Source organism: Martinezella sp. CNPSo 3890, assembly GCF_057784455.1.
In genome coordinates this window covers 181997-197403 of record NZ_JBXSOR010000001.1, presented here as the reverse complement: position 1 = coordinate 197403, position 15407 = coordinate 181997, and the positions used below count along the sequence as shown (strand labels likewise).

Here is a 15407-nt window from a genome sequence, read left to right as displayed (position 1 = left end):
TGGTTGATTCAGAATGATTTGCCGTTTTCCTCTTTCCATCCGCCAACGGCCTATTGCCCGGATAGGAGGCAATACAAACGAAAATCCGCAGCTACCGGCGGTAACTGCGGACCAAAACATGACCGAACTTCGGATAACCGATTAGGCGGCCGGGGCCGCGACCACCGGCTTCTTCGCAATCGCCTTGTGATCTTTGTCGGTGAGGCCGAGCAGGAAGTTGATCTGCGGGCGGGCCTTGACGAGGTCGTCGATGGAATATTCGGTCAGAACGTCGAAGAAAGCATTGAGCGCCTTGCGCAACGCCGAGTTGAGGCCGCAGCTATCGACTAGCGGGCATTCCACCACCCCATCCTCGAAGCACTCCGCCATGGCGAAACTGTCCTCGGTGACGCGGACAACGTCGAACAGGCTGATATCGGTCGCCGGCTTCGCAAGCCGCACACCGCCATTGCGGCCACGCACAGTTTCAACGAGACCTGCCTTGGTCAGCGGCTGCAGGATCTTGAAGAGGAACAGCTCGGACACGCTGTATGCCTTGGCGATCTCCGGGATGCGGCTGAGATGGCCTTCATTGGCGGCGCAATACATCAGCATACGCACGGCGTAATTGGTCTGCTTGGTCAAGCGCATGCCGATCTCCTGGAATCAAGGCTGCTTAGGGGCTGACCCCGTATATAGTGGCTTTCTTAGTTTTGAACAATTCCAAAATATGAAATTCATATTCAGCTTATTTAGAAAGCCTGCCCTCCAGCCCCTGCCGACCTCCAATCGGCGATGCCCCGAAGCTCATGGCACGGAAATCCAGACCGCCATTTCGCAGCCGCCCGGCTCGCGGAAATGAAACCGACGGCCGCCCGGAAAATCGAAAGCCGGACGGGTGATGACGCCGCCGGCAAATTCGACGGCGCGCTGTGCGGCCTCCAGATCGGTGGTGCGCACGACGGGCAAAGGCGTGCCGGCCGCCTCCCCCGCATCTCCGTCAATGCCGGCATCTATTCCGGCCGCCTCGATGACATGGTAGGTCGGCCCATAGCTGACGAAGCTCCAGTCGAAGGCTTCCTCGAAGAAGCGGCGGGTCTTCAGGCCATCTTTCGACGGAAATTCGAGATAGTCGATCTGATAGGTCATGGCCATCGCTCAGCCCTCCCGTTGTTCTTGTTTTGTTCTAGATGAAAACAGCGGCCCTGACAAGATGACTCCATCGAAAACAAACGCAATAAAAAAGCCGCCGCCCGAAAATACCGGACGACGGCTGATACGAGCCGGTGATTGCGATGCTTACTTCATCGTCGGCATCACGAATTCCGCACCGTCCTTGATACCCGACGGCCAGCGGGCAGTGATCGTCTTGGTGCGCGTCCAGAACTTAATCGAATCCGTGCCGTGCTGGTTGAGATCGCCGAAGCTCGATGCCTTCCAGCCACCGAAGGAGTGGTAAGCGAGCGGAACCGGGATCGGAACGTTGACGCCGATCATGCCGATATTGATGCGCGAGGCGAAATCGCGGGCCGCATCGCCGTCGCGGGTATAGATCGCAACGCCGTTGCCGTATTCGTGCTTCATCGGCAGATCGAGCGCTTCTTCGTAGTTCTTGGCGCGAACGACCGAGAGAACCGGTCCGAAGATCTCGGTCTTGTAGATATCCATGTCCGGCTTGACGTGGTCGAACAGCGTGCCGCCGACAAAATAGCCGTCCTCATAGCCCTGCAGCTTGAAGCCGCGACCGTCGACGACCAGCTTGGCACCTTCCTCGACGCCGCGGTCAATCAGGCCATTGACGCGGTTATAGGCATCCTTGGTGACGAGCGGGCCCATGTCGGCCTTGTCATCGGTATAGGGGCCGATGCGCAGGGATTCAATCTTCGGCACCAGCTTCTCGACGAGACGGTTAGCGGTCTCTTCGCCGACCGGAACTGCGACAGAGACCGCCATGCAGCGTTCGCCGGCAGAGCCGTAGCCGGCGCCCATCAGGGCGTTGACGGCCTGGTCCATATCCGCGTCGGGCATGATGATCATGTGGTTCTTGGCGCCGCCGAAGCACTGGGCGCGCTTGCCGTTCATCGCGGCCGTGCCATAGACGTAGCGGGCGATCGGCGTGGAGCCGACGAAGGAAACGGCAGCGATATCCGGATCGGTCAGGATGGCGTCGACGGCGGCCTTGTCGCCATTGACGACGTTAAGGATGCCGGCAGGCAGGCCGGCTTCGATCATCAACTCGGCCAACCGAAGCGGCACGGAGGGATCGCGCTCGGACGGCTTCAGGATGAAGGCATTGCCGCAGGCGATTGCCGGGGCGAACATCCACATCGGGATCATGGCCGGGAAGTTGAACGGCGTGATGCCGGCGCCAACGCCGACAGGCTGGCGGATGGAATACATGTCGATCGCCGGGCCGGCGCCTTCGGTAAACTCACCCTTCTGCAGATGCGGAATGCCGCAGACGAATTCGCAGACTTCGAGGCCGCGGACGATATCGCCCTTGGAATCCTCGACCGTCTTGCCGTGCTCCTTGGAAAGAAGCGTCGCCAGCTCGTCCATGTTCTGGTTCAGAAGCTCGACGAATTTGAAGAAGACGCGGGCGCGACGCTGCGGGTTGGTGGCGGCCCATTTCGGCTGAGCGGCCTTGGCATTTTCGACGGCTGCGCGCAGTTCCTCGACGCTGGCGAGCGCGACGGTTGCCTGCACTTCGCCGGTTGCCGGATTGTAGACGTTGCTCGTACGTCCGCTCGTACCGGCGACGTGCTTGCCGCCGATGAAATGACCGATCTCACGCATGGATGTGCCTCCTCGTTTTCTTGGATGCTGACAGGATGGCACTTCAATTTGCACAAATCAATGAGCTGCTATAAGCAACCGTTGTGCAAAAATTGAAGTCCTTCTTGTGCAAGAGAGGGTATGTAAATGGATTGGGATGATGTCCGCATGTTTCTGGCCGTGGCACGCACGGGCCAGATCCTGGCCGCTTCGAAACGGCTGGGCGTCAACCACGCCACCCTCTCCCGTCGCGTGACGACGCTGGAAGAGCGCTTGAAGACACGGTTGCTCGTGCGCCGCACCAATGGCTGCGATCTGACCGCCGAAGGCGAGATCTTCCTGCATGCGGCGGAGCGCATGGAAACGGAGATGCTGCGCGCGCAGGCGAGCGTCGGCCACCTCGACAGCGCGATCACCGGGACGGTGCGCATCGGCGCGCCTGATGGCTTCGGCGTTTCCTTTCTCGCGCCGCGGCTCGGGCGGCTGATCGCCCGTTATCCGGAGCTGCGTATCCAGCTTGTGCCTGTTCCCCGCTCTTTCTCGCTGTCGCAGCGCGAGGCCGATATCGCCATCACGCTCGAACGTCCCGAGCAAGGTCGCCTGGTCTCATCGAAGCTGACGGATTACACGCTCGGGCTCTATGCCTCCAAAGCCTATCTGGAGCAGGCCGGATTGCCCGACAGCGTGGAAGCACTAAAGCTGCATCCGCGCGTGGGCTATGTCGAAGACCTGATCTTTACGGCTTCGCTCAATTTTTCCGGCGAGATCATGCGCAGTTGGGACGCCTCCTTCGAGATATCCACAGCGATTGGCCAAACGGAAGCGGTGCGCTCCGGCGCCGGCATCGGCATCCTGCATGATTACATCGCCAGGCAGTTTCCGGAGCTGACGCGCATCCTGCCCGATCTCTCCATTAAGCGTGCCTATTGGACGACCTATCATGAAAGTGCCCGCGACCTGGTGCGTGTGCGCACCGTCGCGGACTTCCTGCAGGAGCTTGTCAGCGAGGAGCGGCGGATCTTCCTGTAATGATGCCGATAGACGCGCTTCCTGCTCGCAGACAGAGGTCACGGCATCAAGCTACACCACCATGACGGCGCATGCGGCGGCTGAGTTTCCGCATGCTTCGGCGGCTCCTCATTCTCATCCGGATTGGGAACGGGAACTTCATCCGGCAGCCTGTCCGGATCCGGCTCCTCGACAGGCGGCTTCGGTGTCCAGCCGGGTTCGGGCATCGGAGGCGTCTCGGGGATCGGCTCGTTCGGTACAGACATGTCCGCTCCTTTCGTCTCGTTGCCGATATGGACACAACGACCAGCAATGCGGACGGTTCCAAGATATTTCGGCATGCGGCCCGCATTTGTGGCGTGGGCGCGGTCCGCCACTCCTCCCCGTTCGTCCCTCGCAGCTGGACAAAGGCCGGACGAAGCCTAGTATTTCAGACAGAGATCAGGGAGCCAGGACGATGAGCGACAAGAAGCAGCAGAAACTGGACGAGAAAAAGCACAAGGAACAGGACGATTATCTGGAGGAAGCGCTGGAAGAGACTTTTCCGGCAAGCGATCCGATATCGCCAGGTCACGTGTCCAAGAAGCCTGAAGACAAGAAATAATCCACGAGGCCAAAGGCGTCGGCATCTTGTAAAGGATGGATCGGGAGAGAATGGTACGGTTGAGTGGGGTCGAACCACTGACCTCAGGTGCCACAAACCTGCGCTCTAACCAACTGAGCTACAACCGCACATGATCGCGTTGCCGCGTCAACGGGGGTCACATACGAGGACTTTGAAATTATTTCAAGTCCTATCTCCCCGCAATATAAAAAAGCTTTGCAGATATCCAAATGATGATGCTGGGCCGGATATCGGTCAAGCCGGCTTGAGCTGCAAATGAAAAGTCCCGCCCCAGGGTTTTCACCTGCGAACGGGACATTCATGCCTTGGGAGGCTTATTGGAAATGATCAGGCCTTGAAGGAGGCCATTGCCTTTTCAGCGGCGTCCTTGGCGGGCTTTGCCAGCTTTTCGGCAACCTTCTTGGTGGTGTCCTGAATGGACTTGGCCTGCTCGACGGTGACTTCGGCCTGCTTGCGGATGAAGGCGGTCTGAAGTTCGAAGAGTTCTGCAACGGACTTGACGCGAAGCAGGGCTTCCATGTGAGCCAGCGAGCTTTCGGCATTGGTGCGCAGAACGTCGATGGCCTTGAGGCCGATTTCGACCGAGCCGGCCTGTGCGGTCTGCACGGTTGCCTCAACAGTCTTGCCGGCTTCCTCGGTGGCAACCTTCAGCTTGGCAAAGGCTTCCTTGGACTGGGCAGCACCCTTTTCCGCGAAGTCGCGGAAGGATTCGGAGAACTTGGACGGATCGAATGCAGCCGTTGAAAAAACGTCGTCTTTCTTTACAGTAGCCATGATTACGCTCCTAAAAGGGCCCTCCCTGAGGCGCCCGTCGTGAACTTGTGTGAGGGGTATATAATATAAAATATTGTGCACTGCAACATATTTGTGCGGCGCACAAGACGTTAACCTTTCCGGCCGAAAAATGGGCCGTTCGCTGGACCGGAAAGCGGGCCGCCGTTATTAATAAACCGTTAAATCACGAGAGGCGATCACGCCCGCAAAACAGGTTGGAAAATGCCCGCAATTCAATATCCGTTCATTGACATTGCCGTGCATCCGCGCGTTCGGGAACGGTTCGCGCGCGGTGAAGCCATGGTCATGTTCTCGACCGGCATGGATCGCGTGCTCTGGGCCAATGGCGCCGGCGCCAACCTCTTCGGCTATGATGTGATTTACGATTTCGTCGAACAGGGACCGAAGGCAGGCGACGTCTCGTTCCGCCAGATCGAGGCGACGGCGCGCGGCCTTGGCGCTATCGGCGATCAGCGCACATTCCTGATCCGCATGGCCTCCGGCTTCCAGCGGGCCGTCGTCAATGCCGCCGTCGAGCTGGTCCGCATTCAGGCCGGCGAAGAGGCTGTGCTGTTTTCCTCTCCGGTCTCTTCGAAGCCGCTTTCCTCGGCCGAATGCGCCAAGCGCATGATCGACGGGTTCGACGATCCTGATACCCATATGGCCGTCATCGGCCGCGACGGCGAAATCGTTACCGCCTCTGCCGGCTTCAGGACACTCGGCGTAACGCCGCAGACCGCACGGATGCTGACGACCATGGCCGGAGCCCAGCCGGACCGGCTGATCAAGCGACCGATCCCGACCGGACGTGGCTATCTGCCTGCGGCCATCGGCAAGCTCTCCGAAATTCCGGCCCTACACCTGCTCTTCGTTGTCGAAACAGTGCTTGGCCATCTCGACCCGACGGGAAGCCTTGCCGAGGAGACCAGCCTTCCCGCCATCGAGCCGCAGGCGGAGGAAGTCCGTAAGGAGCTGGAGGCAGCGGCGCCGGACGAGGAGCCGAAAGCTGCTCCGGCCGCACCTTTCGGCGATGTTATCGATGCGGTAGCCGGCATCGAAGAGCTGGACGAAACGCCGGAATATCGCGAGGACGAACAAGCGGAGGCGACCCCGGCCACCGGAAGCTCCGGTGAGACCGGAACGGACGCGACCGCCGATGCAGATGGCACGCCCGGCGCAGTTGCCGAGACCGAAGTTCACGCCAATGAGCATCAGCCGGAAACCGTGCCGGATAGCGAAGATAAGGCCGCCTCAGAGACAAAGACGGCAGCGGAACCGCCTCCGCCGGAAACTCACACCAATCCGGAAACCCGCACCGATATTGAAAACACCCCTGCGGAAGGTTTCAGCTTCAAGCACAACGGGCGCGCCACCCGTTTCGTCTGGAAGATCGATGCCGCCGGCCATTTCAGCGAGGTTTCCCGCGAATTTGCCGATGCCGTGGGACCGCATGCCGCCCAGATTGCCGGCTCGGCCTTTGCCGATGTCGCCCGCCGCTTCAATCTCGATCCGGACGGCAAGATCGCGGAACTATTGGCGCGGCGCGACACATGGTCCGGCCGCACGATCTACTGGCCGGTGGAGGGCACGAGCCTGACCGTGCCGGTCGATCTCGCCGCTTTGCCGACCTATACCCGCAGCCGCGAATTCGATGGCTTCCGGGGCTTCGGCGTCGTCCGCCTGGCGGATGCCATCGAAGATCCGATGAAGCGCGGCATGACCCTCGGCACCCATGCAGTTGGAGACGCCGCGCCCATCGCCGAATTGCCCCCCGAAGTGGAAACTGCATCCAACGAGCAATCACCCGCTACCGAAGCTGAACCATCCCCAGCGACGGAAGAGATTGAAAATCCGGCTCAGGATAGCGCAGAATCCGCCCCGATCTCGCATTACGAACCGCCGGCACTGCGGATTTCCGAGACGCCGAACCGTCGCGAGTCGGACAAGGTCGTTCGTCTGCACGAGCGTCGGACATTGACGCAGACTGCTCTTTCGCTGAGCGAACAGGCAGCCTTCCGCGAAATCGCACGACAGCTCGAACCTTTCGGCAAGCGCACAGAACCGCCGGCGGAGCAGCCTCACGACGGGCAGCATGAGCATGAGGAGGGTACAGACACTCCTCCACAACCGAATGCGGCCGACGAAATCCTCTCCGAGGCATCGGAAACCACGAACGGACACGGCCATGCCGATGACCAGCCGCCAGCAGCGGCAATTGCGGAAGAGAACGTCGCGACGCCAGTCGTGACATTCGTCGAGGCTGCGGATGATAAGAGCGCGAAAACGGCTGACGGAGCCGCAGCCGAGGCATCGCCGGCATCGGCCGAGCCGGAGGAGGATTTCGACCCGCTGGATGTTCTGAACAACGCGATTCCGCCGCGTGTGAAGATGCGCACCGGCCTGTCGCCGGACATCATCGACCAGCTGCCGCTCGCGATCCTCATCCACGCCGGGGATCGCCTGATCCACGGCAATCCGGAATTCCTGCGGCTGACCGGCTATGACAGCCTTGATGAGCTCGAGCAGGTCGGCGGACTTGATGCGCTGCTGCAACGCAACGATCTCGAAGGCAAGACCGAGCAGCCCGGCACGATGATGGTCGTGCGCGCCGACGATGCACTGGTGCCGGTGACGGCTCGGCTGCAGTCGATCCGTTGGGAAGACGGCACAGCCTTGATGCTGGCGTTGATGCCGGTGGAAAGAAGCGAGCCGCCAGCACCGGTGGCGCAGCCAATTCCTGAAGAGGCCCGCCCGGAGCGCATCCTCGAAAAGGTCGCGAAGCTGCAGGTCGAGATCGAGGAACTGCGCTCGACGCTGGAAACGGCGACGGATGGCGTGATCATCATAGGCCAGGACGGCGAGATCCGCTCGATGAACCGCTCGGCGAGCGCCCTCTTCAACTATGACGACCAGGAGACCCGCGGCAAACCCTTCGTCATGCTATTTGCGCATGAGAGCCAGAAGGCAGTGCTCGACTACCTTGGCGGCCTTTCGGGCCATGGTGTCGCCAGCGTGCTGAACGACGGCCGCGAAGTGATCGGTCGCGAGGCCTCAGGCGGCTTCGTGCCGCTGTTCATGACCATGGGTCGGCTGAATTCCTCGAACGGTTACTGCGCCGTCATCCGCGACATCACGCAATGGAAGCGCACCGAAGAAGAGCTGCGCAACGCCAAGCGTGCCGCCGAAACCGCCAACGCGCACAAGACAGACTTTCTGGCTCGCGTCAGCCATGAAATCCGCACGCCGCTCAATGCCATCATCGGCTTTTCCGACATGATGGCCGGCGAGCGCTTCGGGCCGATCGGCCATTCGCGCTATGTCGAATATGCCACCGATATCGGCCGCTCCGGCCGCCATGTGCTCGACATCGTCAACGACCTTCTCGACATCTCGAAGATTGAAGCCGGCGAGATGGACCTGGATTTCGCCTCGGTCGGCCTCAACGAGGCGATCACCGAAGCCGTGTCGCTGGTGCAGCCGCAGGCCAATAGCCAACGCGTCATCATCCGCACCGCTCTGTCGCAAGCCGTGCCGAATGTCGTCGCCGATCTTCGCTCGATCAAGCAGATCGCGCTCAACATCCTCTCCAATGCCATCCGCTTCACGCCATCGGGCGGGCAGATCGTCGTGTCGACGGCGTATGAGGGCAATGGCAGCGTCGTGATGCGCATCCGGGACACCGGCGTCGGCATGACGCGCTCGGAGCTGGAACAGGCGATGAAACCCTTCCGGCAGGTGTCTACCAACTCCCGCAAGCGCGGCGACGGCACCGGCCTCGGCCTGCCACTGACCAAGGCGATGGTCGATGCCAACCGTGCGACCTTCTCGATCAATTCCGCCCCGAACGAGGGCACGCTGGTCGAGATCACCTTCCCCTCGCCGCGGGTGCTGGCGAACTGAGATAATCTCGGCTCGCCGTCAAAACCAGAGATCGCGCACGCATCGCCCGTCGGAAGGCAAGTCTTCAAACGTTTCCAGTCCATCGAAATGATCGATCGGCAGGCCGGCAACGAGATCCGGCGGCGCCAGCCGAACATTGACCGCCATGCGTCGGCGACCATCCTTTTGCAGCCTTAAGCCCCGCCAGCTCACGACGCAGGCGCAGCACGGGCAGAACAGTATTTCGAGAGAAGGCTTGTTCTTGCCGACGCGGGTATAGGAGGCAGTCTGGCCCGTGACGGAGACCCGCTCCCCTTCGTAGTCATAGGCCCACAGCGTGCCGTAACGCCGGCAGAGCGTGCAGTTGCAGGCGGTGATCGAACCCGGATCGCCTTCAAGCGTCCAACCCGTCTTGCCGCAATGACAGGAGCCGATCAGCATGGGGGCACCACTCCATTCGCTGCCTGGTCGAAGGAGCGGCATTCTGCCTTAGTCATGAGATCCCTGCAAATGCGCGGGAGGACACGAATCTCCATTCCAGGCCACCGATGCGGCGAATGCCTCCGCCGTCAGGAAACGAAGACAGTCCAGCCAACGCCCAAAGCGGCAGATGCCAACAAGGTCGATATTACTGACATCTTCAGGCGAAAAATGGCCATCGCTGCCAACAGGGTCAGCACCAGTGAGGGTAATGAAAGCGACGTCAGGACGGGCACATCCATCGCCCAGGAGCCATAGGTGAAACTCGTGGTCTCACGAAACAGCACATGGAGCCCGAACCAAATAGCAAGGTTCAGGATGACGCCTACGACCGCTGCCGTTATTGCCGACATGGCGCCGGTCAGCGCGACATTCCCGCGCATCTTCTCGATGAATGGCGCGCCTGCGAAAATCCAAAGGAAGCTCGACAGGAAGGTGACCCATGTTGTCAGCACCGCGGCAAAGGTTGCTGCAGCAAGTGGGCTGAGGGTGCCGGGATTGCGATAGCCCGCCAGAAAACCAACGAACTGGGTGACCATGATCAGTGGTCCAGGCGTCGTTTCTGCCATCCCTAAACCATCCAGCATCTCACCCGGCCGCAGCCAGCCCAATTGCTGCACGGCCTCCTGCGCGACATAGGCCAGCACGGCATAGGCGCCGCCAAAGGTGACGACTGCCATCTCGCTGAAGAATATGCCGATTTTGGAAAAGACGTTATCGGGGCCGAGCGTAACCAGCAGGGCCGCGACTGGAATGAGCCACGCGGCCGCCAGCGCACCTGACGTCCTCAACGACCAGGCGAGGTTCGGTCGCGCGTGCAAAGGGATCTCCTCGCCAAGAACGGAGTCCTTGTCCTCCAGAATTGCCCCGGAGCCCGACTTGTGTCCGCCGCCCATCCTGAAGGCCGCAATCCCTGCCCGGGAGGCCAGATAGCCGATAAGTCCGGCTCCAACGATAATGATGGGAAACGGAACATGCAGGAAGAAGATCGCCACGAAGGCAGCGGCGGCTAAAGCGACCATAGCCCTGCTCTTGAGGGCTCGGCTCCCGATGCGAAAGACCGCCTGGAGGACCACCGCCAGCACGGCGCATTTGAGCCCGAAGAACATCCCTTCGATAAAGGTCAGGTTCCCGAAGAGGACGTAGACATAACTGAGCGCAAGGATTGCAATGAAGCCCGGCAGGACGAATAGAATGCCGGCGATCATGCCGCCCAGCGTCCTGTTCAGTAACCAGCCGATATAGATGGCAAGCTGATGCGCTTCGGGGCCTGGCAGCAACATGCAGTAGTTCAGGGCATGAAGGAACCTGTGCTCCCCCACCCATTTCTTCTCATCGACGACGATGCGGTGCATGACGGCGATCTGCCCCGCCGGCCCGCCGAAGCTCAAGGCGGCAACGCGGGTCCAGACCTTGACGGCCTCATGGAGAGGGACGATGTCCCGATCAGCCGCGCTTGATCGCTCGGCTACATTTTTTACGAGATCGGTCATAGTCGATTATATCTTCCTTGGATTTGGCCAGTTGTGCGTCTCTTCTGTCGCGTCACGGCACCAACGATAGAAGGCATCATAGAGCGTCATGCCGGCCTCCAGCTGCTGCAGGTCGTCGTTGAACATTCGCGAAAGCCCAAGCGAGGCCGCAAGCAACCCCGGCACTTCAGGCGCGAGCTCGGGCCGGGCGGTATCGGCTCCCCGAACGATGGTCGCAAGATGAAGGAGAGGTTCAGTGCCAAGACCGAATTCCTCGATCATGACATCGAAAGTGCATAACTCGCCACGATGGCTCCAGAAGACATCTTCGATATCGAATGGTGTTGCCTTGAAGCGATCGGCAACAGGCGCAACTTCGGTTGCCGGAACGAACAGGAAGATCGCTGACGGATCGATAAAGCGCCGGATCAGCCATGGGCAGGCGATGCGATCGATCTTCGGCCGTGCCCTCGTTACCCATACGGTTCGCCCCTTGGCATCGCGGGGAGGCAGCTTTTCCTCGGCGACCAACATGTACTTCGCGCTGCGCCACGCTTCGAACCCACCTTCAAGGACCTCCGCCTCCTTTCCGACGACACGCAGATGGGCAGCAACTCCGTGAGCGAGTTTCTGTCCTTTCTGGCAGAGTATGATGGCAGGTCCCGCCAGTTCGTTCGCCCAGTCCGCTACCCTTCGATAGTCGCGGCGGATGGAGCCGGGAACAAGACGGGGATCAGCAGCGAAATCCTCATCATTGCGGACATCGATAATCGTCGGCAAACCGGGCGTGCCGATAATACGATTGAGCTTGTCGGGTGTGATTTCCAGAAATGACGGCATCGCGCGTCCTCCGTTGGCTCGGTTTTAAGGACGCGATTCTTCAGCCGTAGCCTCGTGGGGTGATCGCAACCCCATAATTAATTTTCTGCCTGACGCGTTCCAAATGTCAAGCCGAATAACCGCGTGCCGCACCGGTGTCGCGAAATTCTGCGGCAACGATGAAAGACCGCACCGCCGATCAAGAATATCTGATGTACCTCTGAAGTATTATCGACGACAAACTTAAAGTCCGTCGCCTTTTGTGAGATAATTTGTCGTTGCGACCGACTATTCCGGTCGGTCATTGGGCACATAAGGGGGGATCCAATGTCAACGACGGCAGTAGAAGCAGACGTAGGCGAAGTTTCACCTAATCTAGTGGTCGATGCGATGTTTGCGTGCCGAAAGACGGCCGCCATCGTGGCCGCCATAGAACTCGATCTTTTTACTCTGATCGGTGACGGCAGCAATGCGGCGTCCTTGGCGGCCGCAGCAAATGCAGCCGAAAGAGGCGTGCGCATTCTGTGCGACTATCTTGTTGTGAACGGCTTTCTCACGAAAACAGGCAATCAATACGCTCTGACACCATCCAGCCGAGTCTTCCTCGACCGGCATTCGCCAGCCTATATGGGCGCGGCCATCGAATTCCTGGCCGCACCGGAAATCCTCAAGCAGATCCTAGACAATCCGGCTTCCTATGTCCGCAACGGCGGATCCATTGGATTGGCAAATATGTCTCCGGACAATCCGGTTTGGGTGAAATTTGCTCGCGGCATGGGCTCGTTCACAGGCGGCAGCGCTATCAGCCTCGCTGCCGAAATGTCCAATTTGCCCATGCAGCCAAGGAAAATACTTGATATTGCCGCAGGGCACGGACTTTTCGGGATCGAGATGGCGAAGGCTTTTCCTTCGGCCGAGATCGTTGCAGTCGATTGGGGCTCCGTTCTGGAATTGGCCAAGCATAATGCGCAGCAATTTGGCGTCGCCGAGCGCTACAAGGTCATTCCGGGCAGTGCATTCGAAGTCGACTGGGGCACGGATTATGATCTTATCCTGATGCCGAACTTCCTGCATCACTTCGACCTGGAAACCTGCGCAGGATTGCTGCGGAAGAGCCGAGGCAGCCTGAGCACCGAGGGTAAGGTGGTTGCGGTGGAATTCGTGCCGAACGACGATCTCGTATCCCCGCCCTTCCCCGCCGCTTTCTCATGGGAGATGCTGGCCAGTACGCCAAAAGGCGAGGCCTACCCGCAGAAGGACCTGGCTGAGATGGCTAGGCGTGCCGGTTTTCATAATGTGAGGATAAAGCCACTACCACCGTCGCCGGCAAGCTTGATCTTCTTCGAGTAGCGATGCCGGGAGTACCGGTCTCCTCTTGCCGGCAGATGCGGAGATAGCGCCGAGGGGGCCGCCGCCCCCTTGAACTCGCTGATAGAAGTTAATTCTCCTGCGCCCGCGCGGCCTTGCGCTTGGCCCTCGAATTCGGCTTGCCTGCTGGCGGGCCGTCGTTCTTGGCGAAGCCCGGTTTGCCGGGCTTTTTCGCCCAGGGCTTCTTGTCGGAACGCTCGGAAACGCCGCCCTCGCCTGCATGCGCCCGCTCCGGCTTGCGGTCGGACTTCCATTTCGGCTTCGGGCCGTCATTCGAACGCGGTCCCTTGTCAGCGAAGGGCTTCTTCTTTGCGAAGCCGCCTTCCCGCTTGGCCTGGAAATCCGGCGTGCCGGCAAGCGGCTTGACACGGATGCCGCGCTCGAGGGTCTTGTCGGGGCCGATGGCCGCGAGGAAGCGCTCGAAACTCTCCTGCGAGAGCTCGACGAAGGTCTCCTCGGGCTGCATCTTGATGGCGCCGATGTCGCGCTTGGTCAGATTGCCATTGCGGCAAAGCATGGGGATCAGCCAGCGCGGTTCGGCATTCTGCTTGCGTCCGACAGAGAGCGATACCCAGAGGCCATCGGTGAAGTCGTTGCGTCCCGCAGACGAGCCCTCATCGCGTGGCGTGACCGGAAAGTCATCCCGACGTGGCTTTCTGCGCTCGCCTTCGGCCGGCACGTCCTGCAGCTCCTCGGGCGCAGAATGGCCGGCGCGGTATTGCCGCAGGAATGCAGCTGCCACCTGCTCGGCGCCATGGCGCTCCAGCAGCTGTTGAACGATCGACTGCTCGTCTTCGGCAAGCGGCGCTGTAAAGACCGGATCGGCGAGAAGACGCTCATCATCCCGCTGGCTCACCTCGTCGGCTGACGGCGGCTTTGCCCAGGTGGCGCGGATACGGGCGGCTTCCAGCAGGCGCTCCGTGCGGCGACGGGCGCTCAGCGGCACGATCATGGCGCTGACGCCCTTGTTGCCGGCGCGGCCAGTGCGGCCGCTGCGATGCAGCAGCGTTTCCGGATTGGTCGGCAGATCGGCATGGATGACCAGTTCCAGGCCCGGCAGATCGATGCCGCGGGCCGCGACGTCGGTTGCGATACAGACGCGGGCGCGGCCGTCGCGCATGGCCTGGAGCGCGTGCGTGCGCTCGTTCTGGCTGAGCTCGCCCGAGAGAGCGACAACCGAAAAGCCGCGATTGTTGAAGCGGGCCGTCAGATGATTGACGGCGGCGCGCGTCGAGCAGAAGACGATGGCATTGCGCGCCTCATAGTAGCGCAGCACGTTGATGATGGCGTTTTCCCTGTCGCTCGGAACCACGGTCAGCGCGCGATAATCGATATCGACATGCTGCTTGGCTTCGGAAGCGGTGGCGATGCGGACAGCGTCGCGCTGGTAGTTTTCGGCAAGCTTGGCGATCGAGCGCGGCACCGTGGCGGAAAACATCAGGGTGCGGCGCTCGGAGGGTGCTGCTTCCAGGATAAATTCCAGATCCTCGCGGAAACCGAGATCAAGCATCTCGTCCGCCTCGTCGAGCACAACGGCCTTGAGTTCGGAGATATCGAGCGAGTTGCGGCGGATGTGATCGCAGAGACGGCCGGGTGTGCCGACGACGATATGAGCGCCGCGCTCGAGCGTGCGTCGCTCCGTGCGCATGTCCATGCCGCCGACGCAGGACGCAATGGTCGCACCCGTCAGCCCATAGAGCCATTCCAGCTCGCGCTGCACCTGCAGCGCCAGTTCGCGGGTCGGTGCAATCGCCAGCGCCAGCGGAGCACCTGCGCGGCCAAACCGTTCCGCGCCGTCAAGGAGGCCGGGCGCCAGCGCCAAGCCGAAGGCAACCGTCTTGCCCGAGCCGGTCTGGGCCGAGACAAGCGCATCCTTGCCGGCGAGGCCGGGATCGAGCATGGCCTTTTGCACCGGCGTCAGCGTTTCATACCCGCGCTTCGCCAAAGCCTGGGCAATCGCAGGAGCGATGCCTTCGAATTCAGTCATCATCTGTCTTTCGGAATTCTTCGCACACCATCAGGCGGCGATCATCGTGGTTCGCACGTCGCGAACCTCTTCTTCAGGCGTGCACATACTTGCTCAATGCGGCAATGTACAGAGCAGACACGGATTCGCGACGAGGAAACGAAAAAAAGGCAGCGAACCGCGCTGCCTTTGAAGTTTATGCTGTCGAAAGCAAGCTCGAGTCGGGGAACTTCATGTCTCGGGAGCCGAGAGTGGCTCCAAT

General features: G+C 60.6%; 13 protein-coding genes and 1 tRNA gene. 4 read left to right on the top strand and 10 right to left on the bottom strand.

The annotated features are described in order from the left end of the window. Positions 1 to 141: 141 nt before the first annotated feature. From rirA to AC13RC_RS00935, 3 genes are all read right to left on the bottom strand, one after another. Complete coding sequence (rirA, locus tag AC13RC_RS00945) at positions 142 to 630, bottom strand: iron-responsive transcriptional regulator RirA (protein WP_113330105.1); 489 nt, start codon at positions 628 to 630, stop codon at positions 142 to 144. A 156-nt stretch (positions 631 to 786) separates the two neighbouring features. Further along, complete coding sequence (locus tag AC13RC_RS00940) at positions 787 to 1134, bottom strand: VOC family protein (protein WP_106996675.1); 348 nt, start codon at positions 1132 to 1134, stop codon at positions 787 to 789. A gap of 144 nt (positions 1135 to 1278) precedes the next feature. Next, a complete protein-coding gene (locus tag AC13RC_RS00935) occupies positions 1279 to 2775 on the bottom strand; it encodes a CoA-acylating methylmalonate-semialdehyde dehydrogenase (RefSeq protein WP_152093692.1) in 1497 nt (498 codons plus the stop codon). 126 nt (positions 2776 to 2901) lie between these two features. Here AC13RC_RS00935 and AC13RC_RS00930 point away from each other — a divergent pair, with 126 nt between their 5' ends. Continuing rightward, positions 2902 to 3783: a LysR family transcriptional regulator gene (locus tag AC13RC_RS00930; RefSeq protein ID WP_069612336.1), complete on the top strand. Its 882-nt coding sequence runs from the start codon at positions 2902 to 2904 to the stop codon at positions 3781 to 3783. A 38-nt stretch (positions 3784 to 3821) separates the two neighbouring features. On the opposite strand, the gene AC13RC_RS00925 is transcribed toward AC13RC_RS00930, so the two are convergent. Then, positions 3822 to 4028 (bottom strand): hypothetical protein, encoded by a 207-nt coding sequence (locus tag AC13RC_RS00925; protein ID WP_145322533.1) that lies wholly within the window; start codon positions 4026 to 4028, stop codon positions 3822 to 3824. A gap of 191 nt (positions 4029 to 4219) precedes the next feature. On the opposite strand from AC13RC_RS00925, the gene AC13RC_RS00920 reads away from it, so the two are divergent. Beyond that, the gene (locus AC13RC_RS00920; RefSeq protein ID WP_167078186.1) at positions 4220 to 4366 is read left to right on the top strand and encodes a hypothetical protein; all 147 of its coding nucleotides are present in this window, start codon (positions 4220 to 4222) and stop codon (positions 4364 to 4366) included. A gap of 51 nt (positions 4367 to 4417) precedes the next feature. Here the strand turns inward: AC13RC_RS00920 and AC13RC_RS00915 are convergent. Together AC13RC_RS00915 and AC13RC_RS00910 are read right to left on the bottom strand one after the other, a co-directional pair. Next, positions 4418 to 4494, bottom strand: a tRNA-His gene (locus AC13RC_RS00915). Between the two features lie 220 nt (positions 4495 to 4714). After that, complete coding sequence (locus tag AC13RC_RS00910) at positions 4715 to 5161, bottom strand: phasin (RefSeq protein ID WP_113330101.1); 447 nt, start codon at positions 5159 to 5161, stop codon at positions 4715 to 4717. A gap of 222 nt (positions 5162 to 5383) precedes the next feature. On the opposite strand from AC13RC_RS00910, the gene AC13RC_RS00905 reads away from it, so the two are divergent. Continuing rightward, positions 5384 to 9061 carry an ATP-binding protein gene (locus AC13RC_RS00905; protein ID WP_488556226.1) on the top strand — a complete coding sequence of 1226 codons (3678 nt, stop codon included), beginning with the start codon at positions 5384 to 5386 and terminating at the stop codon, positions 9059 to 9061. 18 nt (positions 9062 to 9079) lie between these two features. Here AC13RC_RS00905 and AC13RC_RS00900 read toward each other — a convergent pair whose 3' ends face one another. The 3 genes from AC13RC_RS00900 to AC13RC_RS00890 all read right to left on the bottom strand — a co-directional run bounded on the left by AC13RC_RS00900 (position 9080) and on the right by AC13RC_RS00890 (position 11832). Further along, positions 9080 to 9481 (bottom strand): GFA family protein, encoded by a 402-nt coding sequence (locus tag AC13RC_RS00900; protein WP_488556225.1) that lies wholly within the window; start codon positions 9479 to 9481, stop codon positions 9080 to 9082. Positions 9482 to 9609: 128 nt separating this feature from the next. Next, entirely contained in the window at positions 9610 to 11013 is a 1404-nt protein-coding gene (gene chrA / locus AC13RC_RS00895) for a chromate efflux transporter (protein WP_488556224.1), read from the bottom strand. Between the two features lie 6 nt (positions 11014 to 11019). After that, entirely contained in the window at positions 11020 to 11832 is an 813-nt protein-coding gene (locus AC13RC_RS00890) for a chromate resistance protein ChrB domain-containing protein (RefSeq protein WP_488556223.1), read from the bottom strand. Positions 11833 to 12138: 306 nt separating this feature from the next. Between AC13RC_RS00890 and AC13RC_RS00885 the strand changes: the two genes are divergently transcribed. Beyond that, on the top strand, positions 12139 to 13161 hold the full coding sequence (locus AC13RC_RS00885; protein WP_488556222.1) for a class I SAM-dependent methyltransferase: 1023 nt from the start codon (positions 12139 to 12141) through the stop codon (positions 13159 to 13161). A gap of 88 nt (positions 13162 to 13249) precedes the next feature. Here AC13RC_RS00885 and AC13RC_RS00880 read toward each other — a convergent pair whose 3' ends face one another. Beyond that, entirely contained in the window at positions 13250 to 15166 is a 1917-nt protein-coding gene (locus tag AC13RC_RS00880) for a DEAD/DEAH box helicase (protein ID WP_113354067.1), read from the bottom strand. Positions 15167 to 15407: the final 241 nt, after the last annotated feature.

Bases quoted from the DNA above. Each gene is read 5' to 3' on its own strand.
- AC13RC_RS00930 (WP_069612336.1), top strand. From the start codon at position 2,902: ATGGATTGGGATGATGTCCGCATGTTTCTGGCCGTGGCACGCACGGGC.
- AC13RC_RS00920 (WP_167078186.1), top strand. From the start codon at position 4,220: ATGAGCGACAAGAAGCAGCAGAAACTGGACGAGAAAAAGCACAAGGAA.
- rirA (WP_113330105.1), bottom strand. From the start codon at position 630: ATGCGCTTGACCAAGCAGACCAATTACGCCGTGCGTATGCTGATGTAT.
- AC13RC_RS00935 (WP_152093692.1), bottom strand. From the start codon at position 2,775: ATGCGTGAGATCGGTCATTTCATCGGCGGCAAGCACGTCGCCGGTACG.
- AC13RC_RS00925 (WP_145322533.1), bottom strand. From the start codon at position 4,028: ATGTCTGTACCGAACGAGCCGATCCCCGAGACGCCTCCGATGCCCGAA.
- AC13RC_RS00890 (WP_488556223.1), bottom strand. From the start codon at position 11,832: ATGCCGTCATTTCTGGAAATCACACCCGACAAGCTCAATCGTATTATC.
- chrA (WP_488556224.1), bottom strand. From the start codon at position 11,013: ATGACCGATCTCGTAAAAAATGTAGCCGAGCGATCAAGCGCGGCTGAT.
- AC13RC_RS00910 (WP_113330101.1), bottom strand. From the start codon at position 5,161: ATGGCTACTGTAAAGAAAGACGACGTTTTTTCAACGGCTGCATTCGAT.
- AC13RC_RS00940 (WP_106996675.1), bottom strand. From the start codon at position 1,134: ATGGCCATGACCTATCAGATCGACTATCTCGAATTTCCGTCGAAAGAT.
- AC13RC_RS00900 (WP_488556225.1), bottom strand. From the start codon at position 9,481: ATGCTGATCGGCTCCTGTCATTGCGGCAAGACGGGTTGGACGCTTGAA.
- AC13RC_RS00880 (WP_113354067.1), bottom strand. From the start codon at position 15,166: ATGACTGAATTCGAAGGCATCGCTCCTGCGATTGCCCAGGCTTTGGCG.
- AC13RC_RS00905 (WP_488556226.1), top strand. From the start codon at position 5,384: ATGCCCGCAATTCAATATCCGTTCATTGACATTGCCGTGCATCCGCGC.
- AC13RC_RS00885 (WP_488556222.1), top strand. From the start codon at position 12,139: ATGTCAACGACGGCAGTAGAAGCAGACGTAGGCGAAGTTTCACCTAAT.